This window comes from Brachybacterium sp. p3-SID957, from assembly GCF_025144775.1.
Lineage (GTDB): Bacteria > Actinomycetota > Actinomycetes > Actinomycetales > Dermabacteraceae > Brachybacterium > Brachybacterium epidermidis.
Genome location: NZ_JALXKT010000012.1, coordinates 20,219 through 40,565, shown reverse-complemented (window position 1 = coordinate 40,565; position 20,347 = coordinate 20,219). Strand labels below are relative to the sequence as shown.

At 69.6% G+C, this 20,347-nt stretch carries 19 protein-coding genes; 9 read left to right on the top strand and 10 right to left on the bottom strand.

The window, feature by feature from the left end:
- Positions 1-2: 2 nt before the first annotated feature.
- Positions 3-1,112 carry a polyprenyl synthetase family protein gene (locus tag M3B01_RS04370; protein ID WP_259789704.1) on the bottom strand — a complete coding sequence of 370 codons (1,110 nt, stop codon included), beginning with the start codon at positions 1,110-1,112 and terminating at the stop codon, positions 3-5.
- A 122-nt stretch (positions 1,113-1,234) separates the two neighbouring features.
- Positions 1,235-3,031, bottom strand: a complete 1,797-nt coding sequence (gene treS, locus M3B01_RS04365; RefSeq protein ID WP_259789703.1) for a maltose alpha-D-glucosyltransferase — start codon at positions 3,029-3,031, stop codon at positions 1,235-1,237.
- 89 nt (positions 3,032-3,120) lie between these two features.
- Between treS and M3B01_RS04360 the strand changes: the two genes are divergently transcribed.
- Both M3B01_RS04360 and M3B01_RS04355 read left to right on the top strand, forming a co-directional pair.
- Positions 3,121-4,461 (top strand): TrkH family potassium uptake protein, encoded by a 1,341-nt coding sequence (locus M3B01_RS04360; RefSeq protein WP_259789701.1) that lies wholly within the window; start codon positions 3,121-3,123, stop codon positions 4,459-4,461.
- A 64-nt stretch (positions 4,462-4,525) separates the two neighbouring features.
- Positions 4,526-5,173, top strand: coding sequence for a TrkA family potassium uptake protein (locus M3B01_RS04355; protein WP_259789700.1), 648 nt, complete (start codon positions 4,526-4,528; stop codon positions 5,171-5,173).
- On the opposite strand, the gene M3B01_RS04350 is transcribed toward M3B01_RS04355, so the two are convergent.
- Positions 5,103-5,882 carry a uracil-DNA glycosylase gene (locus tag M3B01_RS04350; RefSeq protein ID WP_259789699.1) on the bottom strand — a complete coding sequence of 260 codons (780 nt, stop codon included), beginning with the start codon at positions 5,880-5,882 and terminating at the stop codon, positions 5,103-5,105. The two genes, M3B01_RS04355 and M3B01_RS04350, sit on opposite strands and share 71 nt — an antisense overlap.
- A gap of 130 nt (positions 5,883-6,012) precedes the next feature.
- Between M3B01_RS04350 and M3B01_RS04345 the strand changes: the two genes are divergently transcribed.
- From M3B01_RS04345 to M3B01_RS04330, 4 genes are all read left to right on the top strand, one after another.
- A complete protein-coding gene (locus tag M3B01_RS04345) occupies positions 6,013-6,318 on the top strand; it encodes a DUF3263 domain-containing protein (RefSeq protein ID WP_259789697.1) in 306 nt (101 codons plus the stop codon).
- A gap of 50 nt (positions 6,319-6,368) precedes the next feature.
- Positions 6,369-6,977 carry a LytR C-terminal domain-containing protein gene (locus M3B01_RS04340; protein ID WP_193866536.1) on the top strand — a complete coding sequence of 203 codons (609 nt, stop codon included), beginning with the start codon at positions 6,369-6,371 and terminating at the stop codon, positions 6,975-6,977.
- 303 nt (positions 6,978-7,280) lie between these two features.
- The gene (groL, locus tag M3B01_RS04335; protein ID WP_259789694.1) at positions 7,281-8,918 is read left to right on the top strand and encodes a chaperonin GroEL; all 1,638 of its coding nucleotides are present in this window, start codon (positions 7,281-7,283) and stop codon (positions 8,916-8,918) included.
- Between the two features lie 205 nt (positions 8,919-9,123).
- Positions 9,124-9,948, top strand: coding sequence for an endonuclease/exonuclease/phosphatase family protein (locus M3B01_RS04330; RefSeq protein ID WP_259789692.1), 825 nt, complete (start codon positions 9,124-9,126; stop codon positions 9,946-9,948).
- A gap of 58 nt (positions 9,949-10,006) precedes the next feature.
- Here M3B01_RS04330 and M3B01_RS04325 read toward each other — a convergent pair whose 3' ends face one another.
- The 6 genes from M3B01_RS04325 to M3B01_RS04300 form a co-directional block, all read right to left on the bottom strand.
- A complete protein-coding gene (locus M3B01_RS04325; RefSeq protein WP_259789691.1) occupies positions 10,007-10,837 on the bottom strand; it encodes a hypothetical protein in 831 nt (276 codons plus the stop codon).
- A 122-nt stretch (positions 10,838-10,959) separates the two neighbouring features.
- The gene (locus M3B01_RS04320) at positions 10,960-11,790 is read right to left on the bottom strand and encodes an energy-coupling factor transporter transmembrane protein EcfT (protein ID WP_259789689.1); all 831 of its coding nucleotides are present in this window, start codon (positions 11,788-11,790) and stop codon (positions 10,960-10,962) included.
- Positions 11,787-13,580, bottom strand: coding sequence for an ABC transporter ATP-binding protein (locus M3B01_RS04315; protein ID WP_259789687.1), 1,794 nt, complete (start codon positions 13,578-13,580; stop codon positions 11,787-11,789). The genes M3B01_RS04320 and M3B01_RS04315 overlap by 4 nt, the downstream gene beginning before the upstream one ends.
- Entirely contained in the window at positions 13,577-14,131 is a 555-nt protein-coding gene (locus tag M3B01_RS04310; RefSeq protein ID WP_259789685.1) for an ECF-type riboflavin transporter substrate-binding protein, read from the bottom strand. Before M3B01_RS04310 ends, M3B01_RS04315 begins: the two co-directional genes overlap by 4 nt.
- Positions 14,132-14,184: 53 nt before the next feature.
- The gene (locus M3B01_RS04305; RefSeq protein WP_259789683.1) at positions 14,185-15,024 is read right to left on the bottom strand and encodes an S-adenosyl-l-methionine hydroxide adenosyltransferase family protein; all 840 of its coding nucleotides are present in this window, start codon (positions 15,022-15,024) and stop codon (positions 14,185-14,187) included.
- A gap of 95 nt (positions 15,025-15,119) precedes the next feature.
- Positions 15,120-16,169 carry an LLM class flavin-dependent oxidoreductase gene (locus tag M3B01_RS04300; RefSeq protein ID WP_259789681.1) on the bottom strand — a complete coding sequence of 350 codons (1,050 nt, stop codon included), beginning with the start codon at positions 16,167-16,169 and terminating at the stop codon, positions 15,120-15,122.
- Positions 16,170-16,310: 141 nt separating this feature from the next.
- Between M3B01_RS04300 and M3B01_RS04295 the strand changes: the two genes are divergently transcribed.
- Genes M3B01_RS04295 through M3B01_RS04285 form a run of 3 tightly spaced genes read left to right on the top strand, consistent with a single transcriptional unit; the run spans position 16,311 to position 19,304 of the window.
- Positions 16,311-17,348 carry a TRAP transporter substrate-binding protein gene (locus tag M3B01_RS04295; RefSeq protein WP_259789679.1) on the top strand — a complete coding sequence of 346 codons (1,038 nt, stop codon included), beginning with the start codon at positions 16,311-16,313 and terminating at the stop codon, positions 17,346-17,348.
- On the top strand, positions 17,345-17,989 hold the full coding sequence (locus tag M3B01_RS04290; protein WP_259789677.1) for a TRAP transporter small permease: 645 nt from the start codon (positions 17,345-17,347) through the stop codon (positions 17,987-17,989). Before M3B01_RS04295 ends, M3B01_RS04290 begins: the two co-directional genes overlap by 4 nt.
- 1 nt (position 17,990) lies before the next feature.
- Entirely contained in the window at positions 17,991-19,304 is a 1,314-nt protein-coding gene (locus M3B01_RS04285; RefSeq protein ID WP_259789675.1) for a TRAP transporter large permease, read from the top strand.
- A 46-nt stretch (positions 19,305-19,350) separates the two neighbouring features.
- Here the strand turns inward: M3B01_RS04285 and M3B01_RS04280 are convergent, their stop codons facing one another.
- Positions 19,351-20,331 (bottom strand): cation diffusion facilitator family transporter, encoded by a 981-nt coding sequence (locus tag M3B01_RS04280; RefSeq protein WP_259789732.1) that lies wholly within the window; start codon positions 20,329-20,331, stop codon positions 19,351-19,353.
- Positions 20,332-20,347 lie beyond the last annotated feature (16 nt).

The window sequence follows — 20,347 nt, the reverse complement described above, 5'->3', positions numbered from 1 at the left end:
GATCACCTGGGCGCTCCGATCTCCTCGGCGAGGCGGCGCAGTGTGCTGCCCAGGGGATCGGGGAGCTGCGCCGGTCCGATGTGCTGCTGTGCCTGATGGGCGTGCCGCCGGATCTGCTCGCTCGTCGCATCCAGGGCCCCGCACCGTGTGAGCAGCTCCCGCATGGACACGGTGATGCCGGCCAGATCTGCATCGGTGGCGACGGCCGAGCGGGCCAGCAGCTCGCGCACCTCCGCCGCTCGAGGAGACATCAGTGCGGAGGCCATGAGGTAGGTGTGCTTGCCCTCGCGAAGGTCACCGCCCACGGGTTTGCCGGTGCTCTCCTGGTCGCCGAACACTCCCTGCAGGTCGTCCTCGAGCTGGTAGGCCATGCCCAGCTGGGTGCCGATCCGCCCGACGGCCTGGACCTGCTCGGTCTCAAGACCCGCCAGCAGAGCACCGGACATCAGCGGTGCCTGGAACGTGTACACGGCGGTCTTCAGCTCGGCGGTGCGCAGCGCGTCGCTGCGCAGGTCGGCGGGGCCGGCATCGCCACCTGCCGGAGCGAGGGCCAGCTCCACGTCCAGCAGCTCGCCCAGGGTGGTGGTCACCACCGTGTCGTGCAGGATCCGCTGGAGCTGCTCCCGCTCGGGGGCCTGCACCTCAGCCGTGCCGGCCAGCAGCAGACGGTACGCGGCGGCCAGGGCCAGATCGCCGGCCAGGATGCTGCGGGAGTACCCCCGGTGGATGGCTGACTCTCCGGACATTCCTCGCGAACGCGCGCCCGCGGCGTGCGAGGCGTGCAGGGAGGGACGCCCGTAGCGCATGTCGTCGCGGTCGATCACGTCGTCGTGCAGGATGAACGCCGCGTGCAGCAGCCCGTACACGGCGGCGACCGCGGCCACCGCATCGGCCGTCGCAGCAGACGGCCCGCGCTCACCGACCTGCGCGGCCAGCACCACCAGGCGTGAGCGCAGGCGCTTCCCACTGCGCGTGTGGGTGAGGACCTCTTCCCACAGGGAACGCCCGTGATCGCCGGCTCCCCGGCCGCAGTCCTGCTGTGTGCGCACGAACCGCTCCAGGGTGGAATCCACTGCTGCCAGGTCGATGGCGTCGAGGCCCAGATAGTTCACTGTGTTAGTCAACCATATGCAGGGCGGAGGCCACCGAGGCTCCTCCCAGGCACGGGAGGCGCCTCCCTCCAGCTCGCTGCGCACTCTTCTGAGCAGGCAAGCAGCTCTACCGGGTGCTGCGTTCAGATGGCGTTGGTGGCGTCCTCGTCACTGATCACCGGCATGGCGGTGGTGGTGGTCATCGGCTCGCCCTCGGGGGAGAGCGGTCGCACCTTCAGCCAGTAGTAGCCGTGCGAGCCCAGCATGATCGTGAGGGTGCCGTCCTCGCTCACGGCAGGGAACTCATGGCCTCCGAACAGGTCGCGCACGGTGCGGCGGGCAAGGCCCCCCAGATCGAGGGTCGCGGTCACCGGCTGCGAGGACAGGTTGAACACGCACAGCAGGGTCTCGGCGTGGGAGTCCGCCTCCTCGCCGTTCTCGGCGCCGTCGTAGGTGCGGGTGAAGGCCAGCACCCGGTCCGAGTCCGCGGGAATGTTCCGGTAGGCCCCCATGCCGAAGGCCTCGTGCTCCCGCCGCACCGCCAGCATCCACCGCACGAAGTGCAGCAGCGAGCCGGAGTGGGCCATCTCCGCCTCCACGTTGGTGGTGGAGTAGTGGTACACCAGCGACTGGATCACCGGCAGGTACAGCTTGCCCGGATCGGTGATCTCGCTGAACCCGGCGTTGCGGTCCGGGGTCCACTGCATCGGCGTGCGCACCGCATCGCGGTCCTCCAGCCAGATGTTGTCCCCCATGCCGATCTCGTCGCCGTAGTAGAGGAAGGGGGAGCCGGGCAGGGACAGCAGCAGGGCGTGGATCAGCTCCAGCTCGGAGCGGGAGTTGTCCAGCAGCGGCGCCAGGCGGCGACGGATGCCGATGTTGGCCCGCATGCGCGAATCGGGGGCGTACCAGCCCAGCATCGCCGACCGGTCCTCGGGGGAGACCATCTCCAGGGTGAGCTCGTCGTGATTGCGCAGGAACGTGCCCCACTGGGCGCCGGGGGGGATCTCCGGGGTGTCGGCCATGATGTCGATGATGTGGCGGGCCGAGCCCTCCCGCAGCGCGTAGAAGATGCGCGGCATCACCGGGAAGTGGAAGCACATGTGGCACTCGGGCCGGTCCTCGGTACCGAAGTACTCCACCACGTCCTGGGGCCACTGGTTGGCCTCGGCGATGATCACCTTGCCCGGCCAGTGCTCGTCCACGAACGCCCGCAGCTCCGCCAGGAAGTCGTGGGTGGCCGGCAGGTTCTCCCCGTCGGTCCCCTCCTCCTCGAACAGGTAGGGGATGGCGTCGGCGCGGAACCCGTCGATCCCCTTGTCCAGCCAGAAGCGCACCACGTCGAGCACGGCCTCGCGCACCTTGGGGTTCTCGAAGTTGAGATCCGGCTGGTGGGAGAAGAAGCGGTGCCAGAAGAACTGGCGGCGCACCGGGTCGAAGGTCCAGTTCGACTCCTCGGTGTCCACGAAGATGATCCGCGCTTCCTGGTACTTCTCGTCGGTGTCGGACCAGACGTAGAAGTCGCCGAAGGGGCCCTCCGGGTCCGAGCGTGACTCCAGGAACCAGGGGTGCTTGTCGGAGGTGTGGTTCAGCGGCAGGTCGATGATCACGCGGATGCCGCGACGGTGCGCCTCGGAGACCAGGCGCTCGAAGTCCGTGATCGAGCCGAACTCGGGCAGCACGGCCTCGTAGTCGGAGATGTCGTACCCGCCGTCGCGCAGGGGGGAGGCGAAGAACGGCGGCAGCCACAGGCAGTCGATGCCCAGCCACTGCAGGTAGTCGAGGCGATCGATCAGACCGCTGAAATCACCGGTGCCATCGCCGTTGCCGTCCGCGAAGGCGCGCACCAGCACCTCGTAGAACACGGCCTTTCGGTACCAGTGGGGGTCGTAGTCGACGCCCGGTCCCTGCGGCGAGAACTGGGTGGCGTTCAGGGCCATAGCCTGCTCCTTCGATCGTCTGCGCGGCAGGCCCCAGCGTAGTGGAGGCGGTGGTGGGCGGCGGCCCCGTCCGGTGGTATGTTCAGGCCGTGCAACACGCGGTTCTCGCAAGGCCCGGCAGTTCCCCCGCCCGCATCGCGGTCGCCGGGGCCGGGGCCGTACTGATGGGCGGGACCGCTCTTCTGATGCTCCCGGTCTCTTCCGCTGATGGAACCTGGACCGGTCTGGTGGACAGCTTGTTCACGGCGGTCTCGGCGATGTCGGTGACGGGCCTGGTGGTGCTGGACCCCGCCCATTGGACGACCTTCGGGCAGGTGGTGATCATGCTGCTGATCCAGATCGGGGGAACCGGGGTGATGACCCTGGCCACTCTCCTGGGACTGGTGACGATGCGTCGGTTGGGCATGCGCGCACGGGTGACCGCGGGCAGGGAGATCCATGCCGAACTGGGCGACGCGGGCGCGGTGGTGCGGGGCATCGTGGTCACCTCCCTCCTCATCGAACTGGTGGTGGCCGCGATCCTGTTCACCGCCTTCGCCCTGCGTGATGGGCTTCCCGTGCTGTCAGCGGCGGGCAGTGCCGTCTTCCACGCGGTCTCCGCGTTCAACAACGCCGGGTTCTCCCTGCACAGTGACAGTCTGATCCGGTATGCCGACGATCCCCTGGTGGCGCTGACGCTCGCCGCGGCCGTGGTGGCCGGGGGGCTCGGCTTCCCCGTGATCGCCGAATTGCTGCGACGAGGGCACGGCCCCCGGCACTGGACGCTGACCACGAAACTCGTCCTCACAGGCACCCCCATCCTGCTGCTGGCCGGGCTGGTGACCACACTGCTGACCGAGCACTCCAACCCCGGCACCCTTGGGCCGATGGACTGGCCGCAGAAGGTGCTCAACGCCCTGCTGCACTCGGTGTTCAGCCGTACGGCCGGGTTCAACGCGGTGGACGTGGGCGCGATGCGGGAGGAGACCTGGCTGAGCACCGTCATCCTCATGCTCATCGGCGGTGGCCCCGCCGGGACCGCGGGCGGCCTGAAGATCACCACGGTGCTGATCCTGGTGCTCACCATCCGCAGCGAACTGCGCGGCGACAGCCACGTCATCGCCTTTGGCAAGAGGCTCCCGCAGGGGGTGAACCGGCAGGTGGTGACCGTGGTGGGGCTGATGTCGATCATGCTGCTGGGGGCCACCGCCGCGCTGATGGCCCTGGAGGACCACCCCCTCGACCGGGTGCTGTTCGAGGTGGCCTCTGCGATCTCCACCACCGGCCTGTCCACCGGGATCACTCCGCAGCTCAGCGATGCGTCCTGCCTGATCCTCGCCCTGCTCATGTTCGTGGGGCGAGTGGGCCCCATCTCCCTGGGCACCGCCCTGGCACTACGGCCTCGGCCCCTGCTGTACGAACCACCGAAGGAGCGACCCCTCATTGGCTAATCGAACGCCATCGGCCCATCGAACCCTGCTGTCCCGCCGCGATCCGAAGGATGAGGAGCACCACGTGCGCAGTGTCGTGGTGCTGGGGCTTGGCCGGTTCGGCTCCGCTCTCGCGGTCGAACTGACGCGCCTGGGGGTCGAAGTCCTGGGGGTCGACCAGGATGAGACCGTGGTGCAGGACCACGACGGGCGTCTCACCCATGTGGTGCGGGCGGACATCACCCGCGAAGAGGTGCACTCCCAGCTCGGGGTGCGCGATGCCGACCGGGTGGTCGTCGCGGTCGGCGGCCGCCTGGAAGCCAGCGTGCTGGCGTGCTCCCACCTCCTGCGCGCGGGAGTCGAGGACCTCTGGGCGAAGGCAGAATCGGCAGACCACGCGCAGATCCTCGACCAGCTCGGGGTGGCCCACGTGATCAAGCCCCAGCGTGAGACCGGGCAACGGGTTGCGCACCGGATCGCGGATCGGGCCGAGGAATGGGTGACCTACGGGCGGGGGTTCGCCATGGGCCTGTTCCCCGTCCCCAACCGTCTGCTGCACCGCACCGCGGCCGATGCCCGCATCGCGGAACGCTTCGATGTGCGCCTGATCGCCCGGTGCCCGGCCGGGCGGGACTGGGAGTACGTCTCCCTGCAGACCACGTTCAACCCAGGTGATCAGTTGATCGTCGCCGGGCAGGAGGCGAACCTGGAGCGCTTCGGCCGCTTGGACTGAGGTCGCGGTCCGTGCTTGCCGTGCCGCTGTCGGTCGGCGGAATCTGCCAGTCGATCTGCTGGCCGCCCTGCTGGGCCAGCAGTTCGTTGACCCGCGAGAACGGCCTGGAACCGAAGAACCCGCGGGAGGCCGACAGGGGGCTTGGGTGGGGGCTCGCGACGTAGGGGACCGCTCCCAGCATCGGCACCAGGGACTGGGCGTCCTTCCCCCACAGCAGCGCCACCAGAGGCCCGCCGCGGGCCACCAGTGCACGGATCGCGAGCTCGGTGATCTCCTCCCAGCCGCGCCGGCGGTGCGACCCGGGGGAGCCGGGCCTCACGGTGAGCACCCGGTTCAGCAGCAGCACCCCCTGCTCCTGCCAGGCGGTGAGGTCACCGTGCGCGGCGGGCGGGATGCCCAGATCCGCCTGCAGCTCGGAGTAGATGTTCGCAAGGCTGCGGGGCAGGGGACGCACGTGCTCCTCGACGGCGAATGAGAGCCCGATGGGATGCCCGGGAGTGGGGTACGGGTCCTGCCCCACGATCAGCACCTTCACCTCCGCAAGAGGACGGGTGAAGGCCCTCAGCACGTGCTCGCCGTGTGGCAGGTACCCGCGACCGGAGGCAGCCTCCTCGCGCAGGAAGTCACCCAGGGCATGGATCCGCTGCTCGGCGGGGGAGAGGGCCTCGGCCCAGTCGGGAGCGATGATCTGGGCGAGCGGCTTCGGCATGGCGACAGTGTTCCATGCTGGCCGGGGCGGTGATGCGTGTCCCACCACGGGGTTCGACTCCCACCACGGGGTTCGACGAGGCCCGGCGCGCCGCTGCGGGAGCGAGCCGCCGCCCGCGTACGCTCGGCCCATGCCCCCCGCCGATGCGCACTCCGATCACCCGTCCCGCTCTGAGGGCGCAGGGGAGGAGCTGTCCGAGCGGGATCGGCGGATCCTCGAACTGGAGTCGCGCACCTTCCGCTTCGTGGGCACCAAGGAGCGCGTGATCCGCGAGCAGCTGGCCATGTCCCGCACCGCCTACTACGTGCGGCTGAACGCCCTGCTGGACGACCCGGCGGCACTGCGCGCCGCCCCTGCCCTCGTGAACCGCCTGCGGGACCGGCGCACCTCGGCCGACGACCTCTCCACCGCAGCACCGGACCACAGGGTGGCCTGAGCAGGCGTGTGCTCCCACCCCCTGCCGGCCCGAACGGGTTTAATAGGCCCGTGGCCGATACCCAGTACCCGTACCCGCCCGATCGATTCGACGACGAGGCCGATGCCGCGACGTTCCACGGTGCGCACCGCGCCGAGGAGCCGTTCTGGCGTCAGAACCTCATCTACCTCGTCATCATCGCGGCGGCCTTCGTGACGCTGCTGGTGCTGCTGTTCCTGATCGGCGGCATGGGCAGAGACGGCGACGACCGCGCCAGCGACCCCACCTCGCCCGCCGCATCGGAGACCACCGAGGAGGCTCCTGCGGAGGAGGAGGGCGCCGAGGGCGAGGAGGAGGCCCCGGCCCCCGAACCCGATCGCTCCATCCCGGTGATGGTCATCAACGCCGGCGGCATCAACGGGATGGCCGGCGCCTGGCGCGACTCCCTCGAGGGCTCCGGCTGGGAGCAGGTGAGCATCGGCACCGCCGACAACGTGCAGCAGGAGCCGGTGGTGTTCTACCGCGACGAGGCCGATGCCGAGACCGCCCAGGCCCTGGCCCAGGAGGTCGGTGCCGGGGAGGCCCGACAGAGCGATGAGTACGAATCGCGCATCACCTTCGTGGCCGTGACTGAGCCGGGAAGCGGAGGCCAGGAGGGTGAGGGCGGGAACGACGGCTGATCGAGCGTTCGCTGATCGACTGTTTCCCGACCTGTCGGCCTCGGCCCCGGGTCGAGAGTTAGCACTCTCGGGTCGAGAGTGCTTATGATGAGCTGGCACTCACCGGCCGTGAGTGACAGCGCCTCCCGAGGCACGGATCCGCGGCCGGCGAAGGCCTGATCGGGGGCGCACGCGCCCGCCGACCACGAACATTCCGGCCCCGTGAGGGGCCCGGGGCCGTGGGACATGAACACGGCTGCGGGTCTCGTCCGTCGCGGGCACAGGGTCGGGTGGACACCACACCACACGGGAGAGATTCCACACATGGCCAAGCTCATCTCTTACGACGAGGAGGCCCGGCGCGGTCTCGAGCGGGGAATGAACCAGCTCGCTGACGCCGTCAAGGTCACCCTCGGCCCCAAGGGCCGCAACGTCGTGCTCGAGAAGTCCTGGGGCGCCCCCACCATCACCAACGACGGCGTCTCCATCGCCAAGGAGATCGAACTCGACGACCCGTACGAGAAGATCGGCGCGGAGCTCGTCAAGGAGGTCGCCAAGAAGACCGACGACATCGCGGGCGACGGCACCACCACCGCCACCGTCCTGGCCCAGGCCCTGGTCAAGGAGGGCCTGCGCAACGTCGCCGCCGGCGCCAACCCCATCGCTCTGAAGCGCGGCATCGACAAGGCCGTTGCGGCCGTCTCCGAGACCCTGCTGTCGCAGGCCAAGGAGGTCGACACCAAGGAGCAGATCGCCAACACCGCCGCCATCTCCGCGGCCGACCCGGCCATCGGCGAGCTCATCGCCGAGGCGCTGGACAAGGTCGGCAAGGAGGGTGTGATCACAGTCGAGGAGTCCAACACCATGGGCCTCGAGCTGGAGCTCACCGAGGGCATGCGGTTCGACAAGGGCTACATCTCGCCCTACTTCGTCACCGACGCCGAGCGCCAGGAGACCGTGCTCGAGGATCCGTACATCCTGCTGATCAGCTCGAAGATCTCCACCGTCAAGGACCTGCTGCCGCTGCTGGAGAAGGTCATCCAGTCCGGCAAGCCGCTGGCGATCATCGCCGAGGACGTCGAGGGCGAGGCCCTGGCGGTGCTGGTGGTCAACAAGCTGCGCGGCTCCTTCAAGTCCGTGGCGGTCAAGGCCCCCGGCTTCGGCGATCGCCGCAAGGCGATGCTGGAGGACATGGCCATCCTCACCGGCGGCCAGGTCATCTCCGAGGAGGTCGGCCTCAAGCTGGAGACCGCCGGTCTCGAGCTGCTGGGCCAGGCCCGCAAGGTCGTCGTCACCAAGGACGAGACCACCATCGTCGAGGGCGCGGGCGATGCCGAGCGCATCGCCGGTCGGGTCAAGCAGATCCGCACCCAGATCGAGGGCTCGGACTCCGACTACGACCGCGAGAAGCTCCAGGAGCGCCTGGCGAAGCTGGCCGGCGGCGTGGCCGTCATCAAGGCCGGTGCCGCCACCGAGGTGGAGCTGAAGGAGCGCAAGCACCGCATCGAGGATGCCGTGCGCAACGCCAAGGCCGCTGTGGAGGAGGGTGTCGTCGCCGGTGGCGGCGTGGCCCTGCTGCAGGCCGGCAAGGACACCTTCTCCTCGCTCGCCCTGGAGGGCGATGAGGCTACCGGTGCCAACATCGTGAAGGTGGCCGTGGAGGCACCCCTGAAGCAGATCGCGATCAACGCCGGTCTCGAGGGCGGCGTCGTGGCCGAGAAGGTCAAGGGCCTGCCCGTGGGCGAGGGCCTGAACGCCGCCACCGGAGAGTACGAGGACCTGCTGGCTGCCGGCATCCTCGATCCGGTGAAGGTCACCCGCTCCGCTCTGCAGAACGCCGCCTCCATCGCCGGCCTGTTCCTCACCACCGAGGCCGTCGTGGCCGACAAGCCGGAGCCCGTCAAGGCTCCCGCCGGTGGCGACGACATGGGCGGCATGGGAGGCATGGGCGGCATGATGTGATCAGCCCCCGCGGCTGATCGCCTCGCCCGAGCGACCGCGAGAAGCCCCGGTTCCCGGAAGGGAGCCGGGGCTTCTCGTTGCCTGTGGGTGCTCCTCGGCCGGCGCCGTGCACGAGCGGATGCCGCAGTGCCGACCGCGTGCGATGCAGACCGCGTGCGATGCCGTCCGCGTGCGTTGCGGAACCGGCGTCGGGCATGCTGGAGGCATGCTCCTTGCATCGCCTCACGCCGCTGCCCTGTCCGTGCTCACCCAGAACATCCGCATGCAGCATCCGCAGACGGCTCCGGGCCAGGCGGATCACTGGGGCGACCGGGCTCCGGTGCTGCGCGATCTTCTGCGTTGTGCCGATGCCGACGTCGTGGGCACCCAGGAGGTGACCTGGCCCCAGCTCCCGGTGCTCGAGGAGGCGCTGGGCTCCACGCACCTGCGCCTGGGGTTCGGTCGCGAGGGCGGGGCGCGAGGTGAGCACTGCCTGCTCCACCTCCGGCGGGACCGCTTCGAGGTGCAGGACTGGGACCAGTTCTGGCTATCCCCGACCCCGGCGACCATCGGATCGGTGGGCTGGGACGCCCACATCACCCGCGTCGCGGTGTGGGCCCGCGTGCGGGACCATGCTACGGATGCAGAGCTGGTGCTGGCCGTGACGCACCTGGATCACGCCGGGGAACTGGCGCGAGCGCAGAGTGCCGAGCTCATCGCCGACAGCCTGCGCGAGGTGGCCGGGGATGCGGCACCTATCGTGCTGATGGGGGACTTCAACGCCGCCGCGGGGGACTCCGTCCCCTGGCGACTCCTGACGGATGCCGGGTTCGTCGACACGCATGACGCGGCCGAGCACATCGCCGGTGAGGACATCGGCACCTACACCAACTACGGTCCCGCGGTGCCCGGCGGGCAGCGCATCGACTGGATCATGGCCCGTGGGCTGCGGGTTCAGGCCTATGCCGCCCACGACCACGTGATCGACGGGGTGCACGCGAGCGACCACGCCGGCGTGCAGGCGATCGTGGAGGTGGCTCCCTCGGCCTGAGACGGGCCGAGGGCCCTGCACCGGGCGGTGCAGGGCCCTCGAAAGGGCATGCGAGGTCTCAGCGAAGGGTCTCGCCGTGATCGTTGCCGTCCATCAGGCCGTCCTTGCGGCGCGGATCGCTGCGCGGCACGTCGCCGTCGCGACCCAGGGCATCGTCCTGGCGGATGTCGCGGTCGCTGCCCAGCAGGCCGTCCTCAGGGCCGGGGTTGCCGTCCCTGGCAGGGCCGTCGGCGCGATGGGCGCCCCCGCGCGAGTCCACGCCGCCGAGGCCGCCGTCCCGACGGTCGTCGTCGAGCAGTCCGCCGTCACGATGATCCCGGTCGCGGTCGAGCAGGCCGTCGTCATCGCGGCGGTCTCGGTCCCGATCCCTGTCGCCGTCCCGATCGCGGTCCGTCTCGTAGCCCTCGGCCAGGCGCTCCTCGGCCTGGCGCTGGCGGCTCGCGGAGCCGTCCTCGTTCCTGGACCCCTCCTGCTCGGCCAGGGAGATCACGTTGGGATCGTCCTCGACGTCGTAGTCAGGGTCGATGGTCGCATCGCGGTCCACACCGCGCTCGACGTCACCGCGATCGCGGTCCCCGAGATCCCGACCGTCGCGGTCGCGGTCGCCGAGGTCGCGATCGTCGAGGTCCCGGTCCCGATCGGCGCGGGGTGAGGTGTCACGGTCCTGTCCGTACCGCTCCGCCTCGTCGCGCTCCGCCGAGGAGCGGCCGTCGAGGCGGTCGTCCTCACGGCCCAGCAGGTCGCGGTCACCGGTGCGGCGACCGTCGGCATCACGGCTGTCGGGGTCGCGGCCGTCGAGGTCCTCCCGGAGCTCGCGGTCGGCATCGGCATGGCGCATGCCTGCGGGGGGCAGGGGGCCGCTGCGGCCGTCGTTGGTGGGCTGAGTCATCGTGGTCCTCCTCCTCAGGGTGGCGCCCCGCAGTGAGGGGCGTCACAATCAGTGCGGCCCAGCGTATCCGTCCGGCTCCGAGTTGTCAGTGCTTTCGCTGGGAGTCCGTCACCTGCCCGGGATCACCCGAACGGATTCCACCATCGCCCGTTGCCCAGCACCACCAGGGCGATCGAGACTGTGAGCACCAGCAGTGCACCGATCATCACCAGCACATCGCGCGTGCGCAGCGGGCGCTGGTCGTACCAGGTGCGCCCCCTGCCGCGACCGAAGCCGCGCAGCTCCATGGCTGCGGCCACCGACTCGATCCGGTCGAAGGCCCCCAGCAGCAGCGGCATGAGCGTCGAGGTCAGATTGCGCATCCGCGTTCCCAGCCCTACGCGACGGGTCACCTCCAGGCCTCGCGCCTGCTGCGCCTGGGAGATGGTGCGGAAGTCCCGTTGCACATCAGGGATGTACCGCAGGGCCAGGGAGACCGCATAGGCGGCTCGGTAGGGCACCCCGATGCGGCTCAGCGAAGAGGCGAACTCCGGTGGCCGCGTGGTGGTGATGAACAGCAGCACCCCTGGCAGCACCGCGAAATACTTCAGCGTGACGACCAGCTGGTAGAACAGCTGCTCAGCGGTCAGGTCCCACCGCCACGGGCCGTCCAGCAGCAGGGTGCGGGAGTCGAACAGCTGCGGCCCGTACTCGGGGGCGAACAGGAAGATCAGCAGGTTGTTCAGGACCATGAAGATCGCGATCAGCCACAGCACCACTGCGAGGTCGCGCAGCCGCACCCGGGAGACGCCCCACAGCACCATCGACAGCACGGACAGCCCCAGCAGGTACCGGGCGTCGAAGCTGATCATCGCCCCCACCACCAGTGCGATCACCAGCACCAGCTTGGACACCCCGGTCAGCGTGTGCAGCCAGCCCCGGCGGGGCACGTACCCCAGCAGCGGCGCGCTCATCGTGCCGCTCCCTGCCCGGGCCCCAGTCCTGCTCGCTGCTCCCGATCGGCGTGCACGAAGCGGTGCACCAGCCGCACCGGGTCCCCGATCCCGCAGCGCTGGGCGAGGGTGAACAGTCCCGTGGTCACCAGGTCGGCGTTCGCGGTGAGCTCCTCGTCGGTCAGGGCGGCGGCCGGATCGGTGTCCGCCAGCAGGCGGCCTCCGCTCATCACTAGCACCCTGTCGGTGTACTCCAGTGCCAGGTGCATGTCGTGGGTGATCAGCACGACCGTGGTGCCCAGCTCGTTGATGCGGGTCAGGAAGTCCATGAACTCGCTGTAGTGCGCGTAGTCCTGCCCGGCCGTCGGCTCGTCCAGGATCAGCACCTGCGGGTCAAGGGCCAGGATCGAGGCAATCGTGACCCGCTTCTTCTGGCCGTGGCTGAGGGCGGATACGGGCCAGGAGCGGAACGGCCGCAGACCGCACACCTCCAGCACCCGCGCGGTGCGCGCGGCGATCTCCTGCTCGTCCAGGCCCCGGGCCCGCATGCCCAGTTCGATCTCCTCGGTGATCAGGGGCCGGGAGATCATCTGGCCCGGCTCCTGCAGCACGAAGCCGACCTGTGCGCCGCGCTCGGCGATGCTCCAGCGGGCCGCATCGACCGATCCGATGCGCACCACACCTTCCGTGGCCTTCTCGAATCCGCAGATCACGCGGGCCAGGGTGGACTTGCCGGCACCGTTGGAGCCCAGCACCCCGATCATCTCGCCGCTGCGCACGCGCGCGCTCACACCCTCCAGTGCGCGGGTGCCGAGCGCATCACCCGGGCGGGGCAGCACGCAGCCCACGCCGTCGAGCTCCAGGGCGGAGGGGCGCCCCGCCGCGGGGCCCACCGGTGGTGTCCCGACCGCGGCCACCCATTGCCGCACCGCCGCGACCTGCCGCTCGTCCAGCTGCATCGCGCCCAGGTCCGACGGGCGCTGCTCGGCTCGAGCGGGAGCCCCGGCCAGGCGCAGCGCGGCCAGGTGCAGGGGCGGGCGGATCCCGTGCTGCTCCAGCAGGCCGGAGACCAGCACCTCGTCCGGGGGCGCATCGGCCACGATGCGGCCGTGGGCCATCAGCACGATGCGGTCCACCGGGCGGTGCAGCACGTCCTCCAGCCGGTGCTCGACGATCACCACGGTGCGGCCGTGGTCGCGGTGCAGCCGGTCGATCAGCTCCACCGCCGAACGACCCGCCGCCGGGTCCAGGTTGGCCAAGGGCTCGTCGAACAGCAGCACCTCGACGTCGTCCACCAGCACCCCGGCCATCGCCACGCGCTGCTTCTGCCCGCCGGAGAGCTCGTGGGGGGAGGCGGCCAGACGGTCCTCGATCTGGACGATCGATGCGGCCTTCCGCACCCGGTCGGGCATCTGCCCGTGGGGGACCTGCTGGTTCTCCAGGCTGAAGGCGATGTCCTCGCCCACCGTCAGGCCCACGAACTGGCCGGAGGTGTCCTGCAGGACGGTTCCGACGTGCCGCGAGGTCTCCACCAGCGGCACGGCGCCCGGATCGTTGCCGCACACCCGGACGGTGCCGGTGGCGGTCCCGCGGTGATGGTGGGGGATCAGACCGTTGAGCACCGAGAGCAGGGTCGACTTGCCCGACCCGGACGCCCCGATGATCGCCACCTTCTCGCCACGCCTGATCTCCAGGTCGATGTGGTGCAGGGTGGGTTCGGACTGCGCGCGGTACTGGAAGCAGTACCCGCGCAGTTCGATGATCGGGTCGGTGGGCCGATCCACCGGCAGTGCCGGGTCGGCGGTGGTCACGACTCGACCGTGAGGGACCCGGTCCTGGTGCGGGTGCGGGCGTAGACAGCGAGGATCAGGGTGCCCAGCACCGCGGTGGTGATGGCGTTGGCGGCGAATGCCACTGCGCCCTGGGCCCACACCTTCCCGGCGGGCTCGGAGTAGATCAGCACATCGCCCAGCGGTGCGATCAGCAGCCAGGCCGCCGCGTGGGCCACCGCCACCGCCGCCACGAAGCGCAGGGCGGTCGCGGCGGAGAACTCGCCGTCGTGGATCCGGTGGCGCAGCAACAGGAGCGCGACCACCAGGCCGAACACGCCGGAGGCCAGCTCCCAGCTGAACCAGATGCCGTAGCCGGTGACGTCGATCAGCAGGTGGCCGATCAGTCCGACCAACAGTCCGACCCAGGGGCCGTAGAGCACGGCCAGCACCGCGAGGATCGCGTACTGGATGGAAATGGAGGTGTTGGGGATCGGGGTGGGGATGGCCACGAAGCGGCCGAGGACGAAGAACAGGGCGGCGCCGATGCCGATGGCGACGACCTGGACGACGGGGGAATGGGAGCGGGACATGGCTACCTCTGCTGGGGACGGGGCTGGTCGAGGGGGCGGGGAGAGGATCGGGATCAGGGGGCCGGCTCGAGCCTCACCTTCCAGGAAGTGCCGGTGCCCAGGGAGAAGGCTCGCGCGTAGTGACCACGATTGATGGCCACCGCCATCCGGTCCAGGGAGTTCACGTACAGCAGCGACTCTCCCACCTCCACGTCCGCGAAGCTGCGGGCGTAGGTCATCTGTGCGGCGTGCACCACGGCGTCGTGATGGCTCACCCGCACCGTGACCCGGCCACCGTGGCCGATGCCGAGCTCGCGGAACAGCTCCCGGGGGATGGACGTCCACAGGGACCCGTACCGCACATCGAGGGTGTCGATGGTTCCGTGGACACCGCCGCCATCGGCCCGGGGCTCCACCAGGGGCAGGGAGACCAGTTCCTCGAGCGGCACCGCGGGCCCCACCTGCTCGTAGGTGATCGCTCCGGAGGCGAGGCGGGCCCCGGTGTAGGCGTAGATGTCGCGACCGTGGAAGGTGTAGGACTCCTCGGAGCCCGCCCGGCGGTTCACCGTCTCGTCGATCAGGCGCAGCTCGGTGATGCCGAAGATGCTGTGCAGATGGGTGAGGGTGCCGTTGTCGGGCGTGACCACGAGGTGGCCGCTGCGGGTGCGGGCCACCACGCTCAGGCGGTCCGAGCCCACGCCGGGATCGACGACGGAGACGAACACCGTTCCTGCCGGCCAGTAGGAGATCACCTGGGCCAGCCGGTAGGAGCCCTCCCAGATGTCGTAGGGAGGGATGTTGTGGGTGAGGTCGTGGATGCGAAGACCCGGGTCGACAGCGACGGCCACGCCGTACATGGCGCTGACCGCACCGTCGTCGAGGCCGAAGTCGGATTGCAGGACGAGGGGGTGCACCCGAGCATTATCCCCACATCGCGGCAGGTGACGCCCGCTCGTGTCACCAGATGAACGGGCAGCTCAGGCGGCGGTGCCGTTGCAGGGCTGGAGTCTCAGACCGCAGTGAGCCCCCAGGCCTCGGCCAGCAGCTCCAGGCCGCGCAGTCGGTCTGCCGGATCGAAGTGGTAGGCGGTGAGGATCAGCTCGTCGGCCCCGGTGGCGGTCACGATCTGCTCGAGCTGATCGACCACGGTGGCGGGCGAGCCCACGGCCCGGATGGAGAGGGTCTGGTCCACCTGGGAGATCAGATGCTCCGGGGCCACCTCCCCGATCGGGCGCGGCGGTTGGATCTTCTGCCGCTGCCCGGTGACCACGCCCAGGAACATCTGCTGCAGCGTGGTGAACTGTCGCTGCGCCTCCTCGTCGGACTCGGCCACCACCAGGTTCACCCCCACCATGGTGCGCGGTGCGGAGATCTGGGCGGAGGGGGCATCGGCATCGAAGTTGTCGCGGTACACCTCCAGCGCATGCAGGTACTGGAACGGGGCGAAGTGGGAGGCCACCGAGAACGGCATCCCCAGCTGGGCGGCCAGCCGGGCCCCGTTGGCGGTGGAGCCCAGGATCCACATCGGCACCTCGGTGCCCTTGGCCACCGACGCGCTGATGGGCAGACCACCGGTGGGCTCGTTGCGAGACCAGTCCCGCATCTGCTCCACCGCGGCGATGAAGGCATGCGGCTCCGCCGAGGTGCGGGCCAGCAGCTGTGCGGTGAGCTGATCGGTGCCCGGCGCGCGGCCCAGACCCAGGTCGATGCGGTCCCCGTGGAACTGCACCAGGGTGCCGAACTGCTCGATCACCGCCAGGGGCGAGTGGTTGGGCAGCATGATGCCCCCTGATCCCACTCGGATCCGCTGCGTGAGTGAGGCGGCCCGGTCGATCAGCAGGCTGGTGGCGCTGGAGGCCAGGGCGTCGGTGTTGTGGTGCTCGGCGAACCAGTAGCGCTCGTAGCCGAGCCTGTCGGCAGCCTGGGCGCCCTCCATCGAGGCGGCGATCGCCTCCCGGGTGGACTGGCCCTCCGAGATGGGCACCAGGTCCAGGATCGACAGGGGGACGTGGGGGACGGAGCGATCGGATGTGGCGGAGCTGGTATCGGAGGCAGTCATACCCCGAGCCTACCCAGCGCGCTGCGGGCAATCAGTGGCAATGACCGCTCGTAAACCCGAACTGCAGGAATGCTGGGATGAGAATCATCCCGTTACAAGGAGGTAACACGCATGCGGTGTGCCCGCCATCGTGCCCCAACAGTGCCCCGGCCGGGCAGGCGTCAGCTGCTGTTCGGCCTGCCCGCCATCGGCCTCGGCGCCGCAGCACTCGCCGGATGCTCCCAGGCAGGAGCCACCGTCGACGTCGACCAGATCCTCTCGATCTCCCTGAACCAGACCGAGACCCACCCCAGCTTCGTGGCGCTCACCCGCTTCGGGGAGCTGCTGGCCGAATCCACCGACGGCCGGTGGGGAGCTCGCATCTACGCCAACGAAGCCCTGGGAGCCCAGCAGGAGGTCATCCAGCTGGTCTCCGACGGATCCGTGGACATGGCGGTGATCTCCAGCCCGCAGGTGGAGAACCTCTCCCTGCGCTTCCGGCCCATGAACCTGCCCGGTGCGTTCGACAGCATCGAGCACCAGATGACCGTGCTGCAGGACGAGTCGATCGTGGGTGAGCTGTTCGCCTCCCTCGAACCCGACAAGCGCCTGCGCGTGCTGGGTGGATTCACCCAGGGAGCCCGGCACATGTACACCAAGGACGGCCCCATCCGCACCCCGGACGACCTGGCGGGGATGAAGATCCGCGTCCAGGAGTCCGACGTGTTCTTGGAGCTGATCCGGGCGATGGGCGCCTCTCCCACCCCGATGTCCTACGGCGAGGTGTACACCGCGCTGCAGGCCGGTGTGCTCGACGGGGCGGAGAACAACGAGGTCAGCTACGTCACCCAGCGGCACGACGAGATCGCCCCGCACTTCTCGCTCACCAGCCACCTGGTGGGCCTGGACTACGTGGTCGCCAACGTCGACCGGCTCGAGACCATGAGCGAGGCGGACCAGGAGGCCTTCACACAGTCCTTCCGGGGCGCGCAGCAGGAGTTCGTGCGCCTGTGGACCCAAGAGACCGACGCCAGCACCCAGACCATGCTGGACAACGGGGTGGAGATCACCGAACCGGATGCCGCGGCATTCGGCGAGCGCATCGAGGAAGTGGCCCGCGGCTTCCTGGACACCGAGGAGGACGTCGCCTTGTACGAGCAGATCCGCGCGGTAGCCACCGAGACGGGTGAGGACGCATGAGCGCCCTCCGTCGCACCCTCATCGAGGTGCTGAAGAACATCAGCGTTGTCCTGTTCGCCGTGCTGGTTCTGGTGGTGTTGTGGCAGGTGTTCGCCCGCCAGGTGCTCTCCGACCCCAGCACCTGGTCCACCACCGTGGCCCAGTATCTCTTCGTGTGGCTGACACTGTTCGCCCTGACCTTCGTGTTCGCCGAGCGCGGCCACGTCGCCGTGGACTTCTTCGCCCGCAAGCTGCCCGGTCCGGTGTGGCGGGCCGTTGCCGTGCTGGTGCAGCTGTCCATCCTGGCCTTCGCCGTGCTGGCCCTGGTGTGGGGCGGCATTCGCGGCATGGGCATGTCCTGGGGCCAGGCCATCCCGGGCCTGCCGGTCACCGTGGGCCAGATGTACTTGGCCCTGCCCATCGCCGGGGTGCTGGTCGCGGCGGTCGCGATCGAGGACCTGGTGCGGGCAGCACGCGGCAAGGACCTCGCCGCGATCGAGGACAGCGCGGAGGAAGCGGCGATTGCCGCCGTGGAGAGCTCCACGGATCCGGTCATCACCGACAGCGATCCCGAGTTCAGCGACCCGGCGCAGCCGGCGGGGCGCTCCACTCCTGCCGAGTCCTCACCCACCACCCGCCCCACCAACCGGAAGGAGCGCTGACATGGATCCCGCACTCCTTGCCGGCACTGTCCTCGTCGTCGGCATCGTCCTGCTGCTGCTGATGGGCGCGCCCATCGCGGTCGCCATCGGCCTGCCCTCGGTGGCGGCTCTGATCTCCGTGGTGGGCCCCGAGCCTGCCGTGTTTGTCGCCTCCCAGCGCATGTTCACCGGAGCCAACTCCTTCACCCTGCTGGCCATCCCATTCTTCGTGCTGGCGGGCAACCTGATGAACTCCGGCGGCGTCGCCGAAAGACTGATCGACGCCGCGAAGATCCTGGTGGGGCGCCTTCCCGGCTCTCTGGCCCAGACCAACGTGGTGGCCAACGCCCTGTTCGGCTCCGTCTCCGGTGCGGCCGTGGCCTCGGCCGCCGCGATCGGCTCCACTATGGGCCCGCGCCAGCGCAAGGAGGGTTACGACCCGGCGTTCGCCGCTGCGGTCAACGTGGCCTCGGCACCATCGGGCATGCTCATCCCGCCCTCGAACACCCTGATCGTGTACTCCATGGTGTCCTCCACCTCGGTGGCCACCTTGTTCGTGGCCGGGTACGGCCCCGGCGTCGTGTGGGTGGTGGCGTGTCTGGCAGTGGTGCTGATCGCCTCCCGCCGACGCGCCGAGCTGCGCGGCACTGCCGAGCGCATCCCGTTCGGTGAGGCCGCGAAGATCCTGCTGCGAGCACTGCCCGCGGTGCTGATGATCGTGATCGTGATCGGCGGTCTGCTGGCCGGTATCTTCACCGCCACCGAGTCGGCCGTGATCGCGGTGGTGTACTGCCTGATCCTTGGCTTCCTGTACCGCCAGCTCACCATCAAGGGCCTGCCCAAGGTGCTGGCCGATTCCGCCCGCACCACCGCTGTGGTGATGCTGCTGGTGTCGGTTTCCTCGGTGCTCTCGTGGGTGCTGAGCTACGCCACCATCCCCCAGACCATCGCCTCCGGGCTGCTGGGCCTGGCGGACTCCAAGGTGATGATCCTGCTGATCATGATGGTGATCCTGCTGCTGGTGGGCACCTTCATGGACCCCACCCCGGCGATCCTCATCTTCACTCCCATCTTCCTGCCGATCGCGATGGAGCTGGGGGTGGACCCTATCCACTTCGGCATGATGGTCACCTTCAACCTGTGCCTGGGCACGATCACCCCGCCAGTTGGCAACGTGCTGTTCGTCGGCGCGAAGGTGGGGCGGATGCGCATCGAACCGGTGATCCGGGCGATGGTGCCGTTCTTCATCGCGCTGGCGATCGGCCTGCTACTGGTGGTGTTCGTCCCCCAGATCACCCTGGGCATCCCCGAACTGCTGGGCATGCTCGACGACTGAACCGGCTCGACCTCGCGGTTGACCTGACTCGACCCCGCGGTGCCGCTCACCCCTGCGGCGGCACCGTGGGATCGTGGTCGTCGTCGTGGATCCGCACGTGCGCCGCGGGGATGTCCTCGTAGCTGGTGGGATCGGAGATCGGCTCGAGGTGGGTGAGCACCGTGAGCTCCGGCAGGCGGCCCATGAGCTCCCGCTCCAGGTCCTCGATGTAGTCGTGGCCGTGCTTGACGGTCCACTCGTCGGGCACCAGCACGTGCACGTTCATGAACTTCTGCTGCCCGGCCTCGCGGGTCTGCAGGCCGTGGAAGGTGACCGTGCCGTCGGTGCGGCGGCGCAGGATCTCGGTGATGACCTCGTGATCCTCGTCCGAGAGCGCTTTGTCCAGCAGGCCGGAGACGGACTCGTGCATCAGGGAGATCCCGGTGACGATGATGTTCACGCCCACCGCGAAGGCCACCACGGCGTCCAGCCGCTCCCAGCCCGTCAGCGCCACCAGGCCCACCCCGACGATCACTCCCACCGAGGTCCACACGTCGGTCAGCAGGTGGCGGCCGTCGGCCCGCAGGGTGATGGAGCGGTGGCGCCGCCCGGCCCTGATCAGCACGAAGGCCACCGCACCGTTGATGATCGAGGCAATCACCGAGATCGCCAGGCCCCAGCCCACGTTCTCCAGAGGCTGCGGGTTCACGAACCGCTCCACGGCGGTGACCAGGATGACCGCGGCGGCCACGAAGATCATCGCGCCCTCCACCGCGGCCGAGAAGTACTCGGCCTTGGCGCGACCGTACAGGAAGCGCTCGGTGGCCGGGCGGGCCGCGACCTTCAGCGCGATCAGCGCCACTACCGCGGCCACCAGGTTCACGGTGGACTCCGCGGCGTCGGAGAGCAGGCCCACCGAGCCGGTCATCGCCCAGGCGCCCGTCTTCAGGGCGATGGTGGCGATGGCCGCGGCGATCGACAGCCAGGCGAAGCGCGTGAGATCGACGGCCGACGACGAGGGGGCGTCCGGGCGGCGCGGCTGCGCCACCGGAGCGTCGCCGGGG

Coding starts and splice junctions, on each gene's coding strand:
- treS (WP_259789703.1), bottom strand. CDS start 3,031: ATGGCCCTGAACGCCACCCAGTTCTCGCCGCAGGGACCGGGCGTCGAC.
- M3B01_RS04330 (WP_259789692.1), top strand. CDS start 9,124: ATGCTCCTTGCATCGCCTCACGCCGCTGCCCTGTCCGTGCTCACCCAG.
- M3B01_RS04345 (WP_259789697.1), top strand. CDS start 6,013: ATGCCCCCCGCCGATGCGCACTCCGATCACCCGTCCCGCTCTGAGGGC.
- M3B01_RS04320 (WP_259789689.1), bottom strand. CDS start 11,790: ATGAGCGCGCCGCTGCTGGGGTACGTGCCCCGCCGGGGCTGGCTGCAC.
- M3B01_RS04285 (WP_259789675.1), top strand. CDS start 17,991: ATGGATCCCGCACTCCTTGCCGGCACTGTCCTCGTCGTCGGCATCGTC.
- M3B01_RS04290 (WP_259789677.1), top strand. CDS start 17,345: ATGAGCGCCCTCCGTCGCACCCTCATCGAGGTGCTGAAGAACATCAGC.
- groL (WP_259789694.1), top strand. CDS start 7,281: ATGGCCAAGCTCATCTCTTACGACGAGGAGGCCCGGCGCGGTCTCGAG.
- M3B01_RS04300 (WP_259789681.1), bottom strand. CDS start 16,169: ATGACTGCCTCCGATACCAGCTCCGCCACATCCGATCGCTCCGTCCCC.
- M3B01_RS04310 (WP_259789685.1), bottom strand. CDS start 14,131: ATGTCCCGCTCCCATTCCCCCGTCGTCCAGGTCGTCGCCATCGGCATC.
- M3B01_RS04325 (WP_259789691.1), bottom strand. CDS start 10,837: ATGACTCAGCCCACCAACGACGGCCGCAGCGGCCCCCTGCCCCCCGCA.
- M3B01_RS04350 (WP_259789699.1), bottom strand. CDS start 5,882: ATGCCGAAGCCGCTCGCCCAGATCATCGCTCCCGACTGGGCCGAGGCC.